Origin of the sequence: Actinomadura sp. GC306 (assembly GCF_004348665.1) — a bacterium.
In the GTDB taxonomy this organism is placed as follows: Bacteria; Actinomycetota; Actinomycetes; order Streptosporangiales; family Streptosporangiaceae; genus Spirillospora.
The window spans coordinates 19,834-32,056 of record NZ_SMKM01000040.1; the positions used below are offsets into that span (position 1 = coordinate 19,834).

A 12,223-nucleotide genomic window follows, 5' to 3' on the forward strand; every position below is an offset into this window, starting at 1 on the left:
TCACCTCCCGATGCCGTAGACGCGGCGTGCGGTGCCGCCGAGGACCTCGGCGCGCTCGGCCTCGGGAAGACGGGCCACGGCGGCGCGCACGAGCCCGGTCACCTCGCCGAACGCGGCGGCCAGCGTGCAGACCGGCCAGTCCGACCCGTACATCACCCGGTGCGGGCCGAACGCGTCGAGGACGTGCCGCGCGTACGGCGGGACGTCCTCGGCCCAGCGGCCCGGCGCCGCCTCCGTGACGAGGCCGGACAGCTTGGCGGTGACGTTCGGCAGCGCCGCCAGCGCGGTGATCCAGGACGCCCACGGCTCCCGGACGCCGCCCGCGATGTCCGGTTTACCGGCGTGGTCGAGGACGAACGGCACCTCGGGCAGGGAGCGCGCGGTCGCCAGCGCCGCGTCCGCCTGCTCGGGCTTGACGAGGACGTCGTACACCAGCCCGGCCTCCCCCACGGCCCGCAGGCCGCGCCGGACGTCGTCGCGCAGCAGCCAGCGCGGATCGGGCTCGTCCTCCACCTGGTGCCGGATGCCCACCAGCGGCCCCGCGCTGAGTCGCGCCAGTGTCTCGGCCACGTCGGGTGCGGTGAGGTCGACCCAGCCGACGACCCCGACGACCGGTCCGGGACCCTGCGCCACCGCGAGCAGCTCCCGGGTCTCCTCGATGCTGGAGAGGGACTGCACGACGATCGAACCGGTCACGCCGTCCGGCCCGGCCGCCTGTTCGTAGCGGGCGAGGTCGAACCTGCCGCGGATGGGGTCGGCCCAGGGGCCGTCCATCCACACCTGGTCGCGGACGGCGGTGTCCCAGAGGTGGTGATGCGCGTCGAACATCCGGGGCTCCCTCACGATGGAACGGGTACGGCGGCGTCCAGCAGGCCGGCGGCGCGCAGGTCGTCCCAGAGCGCCGTCGGGACGTCCCGCTCGAACATGGCCGCGTTGCGGTCGGCCTCGTCGGGCGTGCGGCAGCCGACCAGGACGCTCGCCACGGCCGGATGCCCGAGGGGGAAGCGCAGCGCGGCGGCGGCCAGCGGCACCCCGTGCGCCTCGCAGACGCGGCGCATCCGGGCGACCCGCTCCCGCAGCCCGGCGGGGGCGGGCCGGTAGTCGTAGGTCGTGCCGCCGGCCAGCAGGCCGGAGTTGTAGACCCCGCCGGCCACGACGGAGGTGCCGCGTTCCGCGCAGGCGGGCAGCAGTTCCGCGAGCGCCGACTGGTCGAGCAGCGAGTACCGGCCAGCGCACAGCACCACGTCCAGGTCCAGCCGCCGGACGAACCGCGCCGGCATCGCCGCCTGGTTCATGCCCACGCCGACGGCGCCGACGACGCCCTCGTCCCGGAGCTTCGCGAGCGCCGGGAACGCCTCGGCGTAGACCTGCTCCTCGTGCTCGTCCGGGTCGTGCAGGTAGAGGACGTCGACCCGGTCGAGCCCGAGCCTGTCCAGCGATTCCTCCAGGGACCGGCGGATCCCGTCGCCGCTGAAGTCCCAGACCCGCCTGACCGGCGGCTCGCCGGGGAACCCCGCGTCGTCCGGCCGCTGCCCGGTGGCGGCCGGGCGCAGCAGCCGCCCGGCCTTCGTCGAGATCGTGTACGACTCGCGCGGCTCGTCCCGGAGCACGGCGCCGAGCCGCCGCTCGGCCGTGCCCGCCCCGTAGTGCGGCGCGGTGTCGAGATACCGCATCCCCCGGTCGAGGGCCCGCCGGACGGTCCCGGCGGCGCCCTCGTCCGGCACCGGGGCGTACAGGCCCCCGATGGCGGCGCTGCCGAACGACAGCGCCGTCACCCGCACCGCCGACCGCCCGAGCGGGCGCCGGTCCTGCGTCCGCACCGCCGTCACTCCTGCGCCTGCCCGGAGGTCACCCGCGAGATGACCAGCGCCACGAGGATGATCCCGCCGTAGATGGCCTGCTTCCAGAACGAGGCGACCTGCGCGAGCGTCAGCAGGTTGTCGACGACCCCGAGCAGCAGCACGCCGGTGAGCGCGCCGGTCATCGTGCCGGACCCGCCGGTCATCGAGATCCCGCCGATGACGGCCGCGGCCATCACCGTGAAGATCATGTTCTGCCCCTGGCCGGCGTTGATCGCGCCGACGTACCCGGTCAGCACCAGCCCGCCCGCGGCGGACAGCAGTCCGGCGACGACGTAGGCCGAGAAGATCACCCGCTCCACCCGGATGCCCGCCGCGCGGGCCGCCTCCGCGTTGCCGCCCACCGCGTACAGCGCCCGGCCCAGCCGGTGGTAGCGCAGCACGAACCCGGCGACGGCGAAGCAGCCGGCGGCGAGCCACACCGACAGCGGCAGCTTCAGGAACGTGGTGGTCGAGATCGCGAAGAACGCGTCGGGCATGTCGAACAGCGTCTTGCCCTCGGTGGCGCCGGTCAGCAGGCCGCGCAGCACGATGAGCATCGCGAGCGACACGATGAACGAGTTGAGCCGCAGCTTCACCGACAGGAACCCGTTGAACGCGCCGACCAGCCCGCCCACGAGGAAGATCGCGGCGATCCCCGCGAACGCCGGCAGCTCGGTGCCGAACCCGGCGGACGCGGCGGGGATGACCAGCAGCGCGCCGAGGCCCGGGGCGATGCCGACCGTCGACTCCAGCGACAGGTCGATCTTGCCGGTGATCAGGATCAGCGACGCGCCGAGCACCACCAGCGCGAGCGCGGCGGAGGCGCCCAGGATGCTGATGATGTTGCGCTCGGTGAGGAAGCTGTCGTTGACCACGGCGCCCAGCACGACCAGCGCGATGAGCGCCGGCACCAGCGCGAACTCGCGCAGCCCGCGCAGCGCCGGGGGCGGCCCGGACCGCGGAGCGGTGGCGGGCCGGGGCTCGGCCACGGTGTCCGTCATTGGGAGACCCCCTCGATCGATGCGACCATCTCGTGGTCGCTCCAGCCCGCCGCGTGCTCGGCGGTGACGCGGCCGTGGAAGAAGACCAGCACCCGGTCGCAGGGGCGCAGGTCGTCCAGTTCGTCGGAAATGATGATCACCGAGGTGCCGCGCTCGCGGATCTCGTCCACCACGCCCAGCAGCGCCTCCTTGGACTTCACGTCCACCCCGGCGGTCGGGTTGATCAGGATCAGCAGCCGGGGGTCGACGGCCAGCGCGCGGGCCAGCACGACCTTCTGCTGGTTGCCGCCGGACAGGCCGTTCACCGGCTGCTCGGGACCGGTGGTCTTGATGTCCAGCTCACGGATCGCGGCGGACGCGGCGGCCCGCATCCGGCGCGGCCCGATCACCCCGAGCGGGCCGAGGTCGCGGATCCCGTCCCGGTCCCCCGTCCCGCGGCCGCCGAGACTCGCGGCCGTCATGGTGGCGTTCTCCCCCACCGACAGCCCGGCCACCAGGCCCTGGGCGTGCCGGTCGCGCGGGACGAACCCGACCCCGGCCGCCATCGCGCGGCGGACGTCCCCGAACGGCAGCGCCGCCCCGTCCAGGGTCGCGGTCCCCGACTCCGGCCGGCGCAGCCCGGCCAGCGTCTCGGCCAGCTCGATCTTGCCGCCCGCGCTGGATCCGGCCAGCCCGACGACCTCCCCGCGCCGCACCGTGAACCGGACGTTTTCGTAGGTGCCGTCCCCGGCGGTCAGCCCGTCCACCTCCAGCCGGACGGGCGCCTGCACCGGCTGGCGGTGCCCGGTGCTGCGGCCGAGCTCGGCGGCCTCTCCGGTCATCGCCTCGACGAGCGCGGCGCGGGGCAGCTCCGCGACCGGCCGGGTCGTGATCCAGCGGGCGTCGCGGAACACCGTGACGGTCTGGCAGACCTCGTACACCTCCTGGAGGTGGTGGGAGATGAACAGGAACGTCACCCCCGCCTCCTGGAGTTCGCGCATCCGCGTGAACAGCCGCTCGATCTCGGCGTTGTCGAGCTGCGCGGTGGGCTCGTCCAGGATGATGAACCTGGCGCCGAACGACAGCGCGCGGGCGATCTCCACGAACTGCCGGTCCTGGACGGTCAGGTCCCCGGCCGCCGCGGCCGGGTCCACCCGGATGTCCCAGGTCTCCAGCAGGTCCCGCGCCTCGCGCCGCATCCGCGCCCAGCCGATCACTCCGCCGCGGCCGGGCTGCCGGTTGAGGAACAGGTTCTCCGCCACCGTCAGCCCGGGGATGATCGTCGACTTCTGGTAGACGCAGGCCACCCTCGACTGCCAGGCGCCCCGGTCTCCGGGGGCGGGCGCGGGTTGCCCGTCGAACCGGATCTCGCCGGTGTCCGGCGGGAAGATTCCGGTGAGGACGTTGACGAGCGTGGACTTGCCGGCGCCGTTGCGTCCCACCAGCGCGTGCGACTCGCCCGGCAGGACCGCCAGGCGGGCGTCGGCCAGCGCGACCGTCGACCCGAACCGCTTGCTCACCCCGATCGCCTCGGCGAGCGGCGGGACCGCACCCGGGGTGCGGTCCCGCCCGGCGCCGGCCGTCATTCGCCGCCCACCGTGTTGCCCCACAGCTCCTTGTCGTCGACGTTCTCCTTGGTGACCAGCGGAGCCGGGAGCTGGTCCTCCAGCATGCCGTTGGGCAGCTTGACGATCGTGCTGCCGTGGTCGGTCGGGCCGGGCTCGAACGTCTTACCGGCCATCGCCTGCTTGATGTAGTACAGGCCCCACTTCGCGTAGGCGTCGGCGGGCTGCGACACGGTCGCGTCGATCTCGCCCTTGCGGATCGCCTCGAACTCCTGCGGGATCCCGTCGTTGGAGACGATCGCGATGTGCTTGGGGTCGCCGGCCTTGAACAGCATGTTCTTGCTCTTGAGCGCCTGCAGGGTCGGCGCGAGGTAGACCCCGCCGGCCTGCATGTAGATGCCCTTGAGGTCGGGGTTGGCGTTGAGCAGGCTGTCCAGCCCGGACGCGGCCTTCTCGGCCTTCCACTCGGCCGGGATCTCCAGCACCTTGACGTCCGGGTACTTCGTCTTCATGCAGGACCGGAACGCCTCCGAGCGCTCCCGTCCGTTCACCGACGCCAGGTCGCCCTGGATCTGCACCACCTTGCCGGACTTGATCTCGTCGCCGAGGTAGGTGCACGCCTTCTCGCCGTACGCGACGTTGTTCGCCCGCACCACCATCGCGACCTTCCCCTTCTCGGGGGCGACGTCCACGGCCACGACCGGGACGCCCTTGCGCTCGGCCTGGTTGAGGCCCGCCACGATCGCCGCGCTGTCCAGCGGCGCGACGACCAGCCCGGCGACGTTCTGGTTCAGCATGTTGTTGATGTCGGTGATCTGCTGCGTCGGGTCGGAGTTGGAGTTGACCGTGGGCAGTGTCTCCACACCCTGCTCCTCGGCCATCTGCGGGACGTAGTTGTTGTACGCCTGCCAGAACGGCGAGGTCAGCAGCGGTAGGCCGACGCCCACCTTGCCGTCCTTGGCGCCCCCGCCGTCGCCGGCCGCGCCGCCGCTGTCGGTGGTGCTGCCGCAGCCGGCGAGCACGACGGCCGACACCGTCGCCGCGGCCGCGGTCAGGATCTTGGTGCGGATCTTCATGGATTCCTCCTCGGAACCTTCACCGTCGGGTCGTCCCGGCCGGCGGGGTGGTGCCGGCGCTCTGCCGTGCGTCTTGCGTGGGGTGGGTGCGGGGCCGCGTGCGCAGGCCCTGCATGCCGCCGTCCACCGCGAGCACCGCCCCTGTCGTGGCGCTCGCGAGCGGAGAGGCGAGGTAGGCGATCGCGGCGGCGACCTCGTCGGCCGTGACGAGGCGGCCGGCCGGCTGGCGGGCGGCGAGGGCCGCGCGTTCGGCCTCGGGATCGGCGGCCGCCGCCAGCAGCCGCCCGATCCAGGGCGTCTCGGCCGTTCCGGGGTTCACGCAGTTCACCCGGATGCCCTCGGGCAGGTGGTCCGCGGCCATCGCCAGGGTAAGCGACTGCACGGCGCCCTTCGCCGCGGAGTACAGCGCGCGGTCGGGCAGGCCGGCGGTGGCCGCGATCGAGCAGGTGTTGACGATCGCCGCGTGCCGCGACTCGCGCAGGTGCGGCAGCGCGGCGCGGGCGACCCGGACCATGCCGAGCACGTTGACGTCGAAGACCCGGCGCCACTCCTCGTCGTCGTTGTCCTCCACGGTCCCCTGGGCCCCGATGCCGGCGTTGTTGACCAGCACGTCCAGGCCGCCGAGGCGGTCGGCCGCGGCACGGACGGCGGCGCGCACCGAGGCGTCGTCGGTCACGTCGGCGGTGACCGTGGCCAGCGGCCCGGGGGCGGGGTTCACGTCCAGGCAGACGGCCGCGGCGCCGCGGCCGGCCAGCAGCCGCGCGGTGGCCAGCCCGATGCCGGACGCCCCGCCGGTCACCAGGACCCTGATCCCGTCGAACTCCATCAGATCCTCCATGCCTCGCCGCCGGGGAACGCGTAGGCGGCCAGGCTCTCCGCCCGCATCTCCGTGGACATGCCGGGGGCGCGCGGCGCGGCGTACCGGCCGTCCACGATCCGTACCGGGTCGCGGAAGTGTTCGTGCAGGTGGTCGACGTACTCGATCACCCGGTTCTCGGTCGTGCCGCTCACCGCGACGTAGTCGAACATCGACAGGTGCTGGACGGCCTCGCACAGCCCCACCCCGCCCGCGTGCGGGCAGACCGGGACCCCGTAGGCGGCGGCCAGCAGCAGGATCGCGATGTTCTCGGTGACGCCCGCTACGCGGCAGGCGTCGATCTGCAGCACGTCCACCGCGCCGGCCTGGAGCATCTGCTTGGCCATCACGCGGTTGGCGAGGTGCTCGCCGGTGGCGACCTTGACCGGCGCCACCCCGCGCCGGACGGCGGCGTGCCCGAGCACGTCGTCGGGGCTCGTGGGCTCCTCCACCCAGTACGGGTCGTAGGGCCGCAGCTCGGAGACCCACTCGATGGCGGCGCCGACGTCCCACCGCTGGTTGGCGTCGATCGCGATGCGCACGTCCGGGCCGACGGCCTCCCGGGCCAGCCGCATCCGGCGCACGTCGTCGGCGAGGTCGGCGCCCACCTTGAGCTTGATCTGGGTGAACCCGTCCGCGACGGCCTCGCGGGCCAGCCGGACGAGCTTGTCGTCGGCGTAGCCGAGCCAGCCGGGCGTCGTCGTGTACGCCGGGTAGCCGCGTTCGAGCAGCTCCGCCGTGCGTGCGGCGCGGCCGGGGACGGCGTCCTGGAGCATGTCCAGGGCGCGCCGCGGGGTGAGCGCGTCGGAGAGGTAGCGCCAGTCGGCGAGGTCGACGATCTGCGCCGGCGCCATCTCGGCGAGCAGCCGCCAGACCGGCTTGCCCGCGGCCTTGCCCAGCAGGTCGAACGCCGCGTTGATGATCGCGCCGGCGGCCATGTGGACGGCGCCCTTCTCGGGGCCGAGCCAGCGCAGCTGGGAGTCGTGCAGCAGCCGCGCGGTGAAGCCGCCGGCGTCGTCCGGGTCCAGCTCGGCGCCCTCGACGAGCGGCGCGTGCGCCTCGATCGCGGCGGCGCAGACCTCGTTGCCGCGGCCGATGGTGAAGCAGAAGCCGTGGCCTTCGAGGCCATCGTCGGTGCGCAGCACGACGTAGGCGGCGGAGTAGTCGGGGTCGGGGTTCATGGCGTCCGAGCCGTCCAGGTCCCGCGAGGTGGGGAAGCGGACGTCGCGGGTCTCCAGCGAGACGATCTTCATGTCGCGGCCCCGTGCCCGCGCACGGCCTGGCGCTGCCGGCCGAGGCCGGCGATCTCGACCTCCATGACGTCGCCGGCCCGCAGGTAGGGCTCGTCCGGGCGGCCCAGCGCGACGCCCGCCGGTGTACCGGTGTTGATCACGTCGCCGGGTTCCAGGACCATGAACCGGCTCAGGTACCAGATCACGTGGTCGACACCGAAGATCATGTTCCGGGTGGAGCCGTCCTGCCGGAGTTCGCCGTTCACCCGGAGCCGCAGCGCGAGGTCCTGCGGTTCGGGGACCTCGTCGGCCGTCACCAGGTAGGGCCCGAGCGGGTTGAAGGTCTCGCAGGACTTGCCCTTGTCCCAGGTGCCGCCCCGCTCAAGCTGGTACTCCCGCTCGGAGACGTCGTTGCTGATCGCGTATCCGGCGATCAGCTCCCGGGCCTGCTCGGGCGAGTCCAGGTAGCGGGCGCGGCCGCCCATGACGACGGCGAGCTCGACCTCGTAGTCGGTCTTGACGCTGCCGGGCGGGACGAGCACGTGGTCGTCCGGTCCGACGACGGTGTTCGGGGCCTTCATGAAGACGACGGGCTCGGCCGGGATGGCGGCCCCGGTCTCCTCGGCGTGGTCGCGGTAGTTGAGGCCGATGCACACGACCTTGCCGGGGCGCGCCACGGGCGCGCCGATCCTGGCGGAGGCGTCCAGCGGCGGCAGCGCTCCCGCCTCCAGGGCGGCGCGGGCGCGGTCCAGGCCCCCGGAGAGGAAGGCGCCGTCGATGTCGGCCGTGATCGCCGACAGATCCCTCGGCGTGCCGTCCCCGGCCAGCACGGCCGGTCGTTCGGCGCCCGGCGGCCCCACGCGCAGCAGCTTCACTCTTCCGTTCCCCCTTGTCCCTCAGCGGCAGCCCAAGTCATCGGACCACTTGGGAAGACATCAGACCACTCACCCCGTATGCCCAGGCAAGTCCCGTAACTAAGTCGTTATGTGGCAGAATAGATCTGACCACTTGCGAATGGTCGGATGAGTTGCCGGGCGGATGAGACGATGTCCACCGGCAGATGGAGGGGATGCGTGAGCGACGACAGCACGTCCAGGACGACCGTCACCGACCGGGCGATCGAGCAGATCAAGGCCAAACTCGCCCTCGGCGAGCTGGTCCCCGGGCAGCGGTTGCCCACCGAGCGCGAACTGGCCGCCGAGCTGGGGCTGTCGCGCAGCTCCATGCGGGAGGCCATCCGGGCGCTGACGGTCCTCGGCCTCCTGGAGGCCCGGCACGGCGCCGGCGTCTACGTGACCCGGCTGGAGGCGAGCGACCTGCTGGAGACCTTCGGCGCGGTCGCGGAGGTCTCCCGGGGCGAGACGCTGCTGAACCTCGTCCAGGTCCGCAAGATCCTGGAGCCCGCCGCCGCCGTCACGGCCGCCGCGCGCATCACCGACGAGGACCTCGCCGCGCTGCGCGCCGAGATGCGCGCGATGGAGCGCGGCACCACCTCCGAGGAGATCGTCGAGCACGACATGGAGTTCCACCGGATCATCAACGAGGCGGCCGGGAACCCCGTGCTCGCCGCCATCCTCGCCGGACTGAACAGCCGCACCTTCCGCGCCCGCGTCTGGCGCGGGTACCAGGAGGAGAACGTCTTCACCCGGACGTTCACCGAGCACGAGGCCATCTACCGCGCGCTCAGCGAGCGCGACCCGGAGGGCGCGCGGATCGCGGCGGCCGTGCACATCGGCGCGGTGGAGTCCTGGGTCGGCAGCCGGCCGGCCGAGGAGGACTGATGCGCGTCGCCCTGCACACCCGGCTGAAGCCGGGCACGGAAGCGGAGTACGAGCGGGCCCACACCGAGGTCCCGCGCGAGCTGACCGACGCGATCCGGGCGGCCGGCGTCCGCGAGTGGACGATCTGGCGCAGCGGCCTGGACCTGTTCCACGTGATCGACTGCGCCGACTACGCCGCCGTGCTCGCCGCCCTGGAGGACCTCCCGGTCAACGTCGCTTGGCAGGCCCGCATGGCCGGGTACCTGGACGTCCCGCACGACTACTCCGCCGCCGGAACCGCCCAGGGCCTCCCGGAGGTCTGGCGCCTGCCCTGAGCCGCCCGGCCGGCTCGCTTCCAGATCGCTCGCGAAAGGAACGGAATGGCTCGGTCGTGGTGGGGATGGGGCAACGTCGAGGACGCGGTGCGGGGCAAGGAGCTGGACGCCCTGCTCTCCCGGGTGCGGGCGCTGACGTCCGGCGAGCTGACCGGCCACGAGCCGCCGAGCGTCGCGTCGCTCGGTCTGCCCGCGCCGCGCGTGTCCCCGCCGGACGCGCTCGCCGGGCTGTGCTCCGCCGGCCCGGCCGACCGCGCCGCCCACGCGCACGGCAAGGCGTTCCGTGATGTGGTGCGCAACCTGCACGGCGAGCTGCGGCACGTCCCCGACCTCGTCGCCCGGCCCCGCGACGAGCGGGACCTGGCCGACCTGCTCGACTGGTGCGCCCGCGACGGGATCGCCGTGATCCCGTACGGCGGCGGCAGCTCCGTGGTCGGCGGCGTCGAACCCCGGTTCGACGACCGCCCCGCGGTGACCGTGGACTTGGAGCGCCTCGACCGGGTCTTGGAGATCGACCCGGTGAGCCGCGCCGCGCGCATCCAGGCCGGCGTGTACGGCCCGCACCTGGAGGAGCAGCTCAGGCCGGAGGGGCTGACCCTGCGGCACTTCCCGCAGTCGTTCGAGTTCTCCACGCTGGGCGGCTGGCTGGCGACGCGCTCCGGCGGCCACTACGCCACCCTCTACACCCACATCGACGACCTGGTCGAGTCGATGCGCGTGGTCACCCCGACCGGGACCGCCGAGTCGCGGCGGCTGCCCGGCTCCGGCGCGGGGCCGTCCCCCGACCGGCTCTTCCTCGGCAGCGAGGGCGCCCTCGGCATCATCACCGAGGCGTGGATGCGGGTGCAGGAGCGTCCGCGGTGGCGGGCCAAGGCGTCCGTGCGCTTCGCCGATTACACCGCCGCCGTGGCGGCGACCCGCGCGGTCGCGCAGAGCGGGCTGCATCCGGCGAACTGCCGGCTGCTGGACGCCGCCGAAGCGCTGGTCAACACGGGCGTCAGTGTGGCCGGCGGGGTGCTGCTGCTCGCGTTCGAGTCGGCCGACCACCCCGTCCAGGCGTCGCTGGACCGGGCGCTCGAACTGTGCCGCGACCACGGCGGCGAGGTCCGCGACGAGTCCGGCGGAGAGGGTACGGGGGATGCCTGGCGGTCGTCGTTCCTGCGGATGCCCTACCAGCGGGACGCGCTGGCCCGGCACGCGGCGATCGCCGAGACGTTCGAGACGGCCTGCACCTGGGACCGGTTCGCGGAGCTGCACGCCGCCGTCACCGAGGCGGCGCGGCGGGCGATCGGCGAGGTCACGGGCGGCGGTGTCGTGACGTGTCGGTTCACCCACGTCTACCCGGACGGCCCGGCCCCGTACTTCGGCGTCTACGCGCCCGGCCGCTGGGACGGCATGGTCGCCCAGTGGGACGAGATCAAGGCCGCCGTGTCCGAGGCGCTCGCGGCGAGCGGCGGCACGATCACCCACCACCACGCGGTCGGCCGCGACCACCGCCCCTGGTACGACCGCCAGCGCCCCGACCCGTTCGCCGCCGCCCTGACCGCCGCGAAGTCCGCCCTGGACCCCGCCGGCATCCTCAACCCCGGCGTCCTCGTCCCCTAGTCGACGGCGCGTGCCGCGCGGTGGGCGGCCATGCGGACGGGGGCGTTCGCGGTGCCGTACCCCTGGTAGCCGGGAGAGCGCTGGACGAACTCGAAGAAGACCCGCGACCCCAGGATCTCGGTGCAGAGGTGGAAGTACTCGGCGTCGCCGTCCCGGTCGTAGAACACGTCGTGCTCGCGTAGCGCGGCGAGCAGCGCGGGGTCGAGCACGAGGCGGGCGTCCAGGTCGTCGTAGTAGTTGGCGGGGACGCGCAGGACCGGGGCGCCCCGCTCGCGCAGCGCCCGTGCGGTGCGGAAGATGTCGCCGGTGGCGAACGCCACGTGCTGCGGGTCCGGGACGGCCGGGGCCCAGGAGCCGCGGCGCAGCACGGTGCCGTCCAGCAGGAGGCGCAGCCTGCGGCGGGGGTCGGTGACGGCCCGGCTGCGGACGAGCCCGAACGGCGCGGCCAGCTCGGCGTCGTGCTCGGGCGCGAGGCCGAACAGCGAGCGGTAGAAGAGGGTCGCCTCGTCGAACGCGTCGAACGGCTGCGCGAGGGCGAGGTGGTCGATCGCGGTGACGCCGGTCCGGTCCGGGCCCGGGGAGCCGGAGAGGATGAAGTCGCCGAGCCAGCCGTCCGCGGCGCCGGTCCGGCAGAAGAAGACGGCGGTGCCGTCCGGGGCGGCCACCGACGTCAGGTCGGCCTCGGCCGCGCCGCGGGTGCGCGGCAGCGCGGGGGCGAGCAGCGCGGTGGCGCGGCGCGCCGCGCCTTCGGGGTCGCCGGTCTCGGCCGCGAACGCGCCGATGGCGCCCGCGGACGAGCCGGTGGCGTTGAGGAGCACCCGGGCGTCGCCCTGCTGCCAGAGCTCGACCGGTTTGGACCGGTGCTGCCCGGTGTGCGCGAATCCGGCGGCGGCGAGCGTCCGGGCCACCTCGGCGCCGGACTCGGCGTCGACCGTCAGCTCCACGAACGCGAACCCCTCGGGCGGGGGTGCGG

The 12,223-nt window shown here is 73.8% G+C and carries 12 protein-coding genes; 3 read left to right on the forward strand and 9 right to left on the reverse strand.

The window, feature by feature from the left end:
* Genes E1200_RS08835 through E1200_RS08870 form a run of 8 tightly spaced genes read right to left on the reverse strand, consistent with a single transcriptional unit; the run spans position 1 to position 8,425 of the window.
* Positions 1-828 (reverse strand): amidohydrolase family protein, encoded by an 828-nt coding sequence (locus E1200_RS08835; RefSeq protein WP_131951329.1) that lies wholly within the window; start codon positions 826-828, stop codon positions 1-3.
* Positions 829-839: 11 nt separating this feature from the next.
* Positions 840-1,820 (reverse strand): aldo/keto reductase, encoded by a 981-nt coding sequence (locus E1200_RS08840; protein ID WP_131951330.1) that lies wholly within the window; start codon positions 1,818-1,820, stop codon positions 840-842.
* A gap of 5 nt (positions 1,821-1,825) precedes the next feature.
* Positions 1,826-2,842 carry an ABC transporter permease gene (locus E1200_RS08845; protein WP_131951331.1) on the reverse strand — a complete coding sequence of 339 codons (1,017 nt, stop codon included), beginning with the start codon at positions 2,840-2,842 and terminating at the stop codon, positions 1,826-1,828.
* Positions 2,839-4,407: a sugar ABC transporter ATP-binding protein gene (locus E1200_RS08850; RefSeq protein WP_131951332.1), complete on the reverse strand. Its 1,569-nt coding sequence runs from the start codon at positions 4,405-4,407 to the stop codon at positions 2,839-2,841. Before E1200_RS08850 ends, E1200_RS08845 begins: the two co-directional genes overlap by 4 nt.
* Entirely contained in the window at positions 4,404-5,462 is a 1,059-nt protein-coding gene (locus tag E1200_RS08855; RefSeq protein WP_131951333.1) for a sugar ABC transporter substrate-binding protein, read from the reverse strand. The genes E1200_RS08850 and E1200_RS08855 overlap by 4 nt, the downstream gene beginning before the upstream one ends.
* A 19-nt stretch (positions 5,463-5,481) precedes the next feature.
* The gene (locus E1200_RS08860) at positions 5,482-6,288 is read right to left on the reverse strand and encodes an SDR family oxidoreductase (protein ID WP_243708425.1); all 807 of its coding nucleotides are present in this window, start codon (positions 6,286-6,288) and stop codon (positions 5,482-5,484) included.
* Positions 6,288-7,571 (reverse strand): enolase C-terminal domain-like protein, encoded by a 1,284-nt coding sequence (locus tag E1200_RS08865; RefSeq protein ID WP_131951334.1) that lies wholly within the window; start codon positions 7,569-7,571, stop codon positions 6,288-6,290. The genes E1200_RS08860 and E1200_RS08865 overlap by 1 nt, the downstream gene beginning before the upstream one ends.
* Entirely contained in the window at positions 7,568-8,425 is an 858-nt protein-coding gene (locus tag E1200_RS08870; protein ID WP_131951335.1) for a fumarylacetoacetate hydrolase family protein, read from the reverse strand. The genes E1200_RS08865 and E1200_RS08870 overlap by 4 nt, the downstream gene beginning before the upstream one ends.
* 198 nt (positions 8,426-8,623) lie before the next feature.
* Between E1200_RS08870 and E1200_RS08875 the strand changes: the two genes are divergently transcribed.
* Genes E1200_RS08875 through E1200_RS08885 form a run of 3 tightly spaced genes read left to right on the forward strand, consistent with a single transcriptional unit; the run spans position 8,624 to position 11,250 of the window.
* Entirely contained in the window at positions 8,624-9,331 is a 708-nt protein-coding gene (locus E1200_RS08875) for a FadR/GntR family transcriptional regulator (protein ID WP_243708426.1), read from the forward strand.
* Complete coding sequence (locus E1200_RS08880) at positions 9,331-9,645, forward strand: L-rhamnose mutarotase (RefSeq protein ID WP_131951337.1); 315 nt, start codon at positions 9,331-9,333, stop codon at positions 9,643-9,645. The genes E1200_RS08875 and E1200_RS08880 overlap by 1 nt, the downstream gene beginning before the upstream one ends.
* Positions 9,646-9,690: 45 nt before the next feature.
* On the forward strand, positions 9,691-11,250 hold the full coding sequence (locus E1200_RS08885) for an FAD-binding oxidoreductase (RefSeq protein ID WP_131951338.1): 1,560 nt from the start codon (positions 9,691-9,693) through the stop codon (positions 11,248-11,250).
* On the opposite strand, the gene E1200_RS08890 is transcribed toward E1200_RS08885, so the two are convergent.
* Positions 11,247-12,223: VOC family protein (locus E1200_RS08890; protein WP_207933251.1), on the reverse strand; the 977-nt coding region annotated here is incomplete at its 5' end. The two genes, E1200_RS08885 and E1200_RS08890, sit on opposite strands and share 4 nt — an antisense overlap.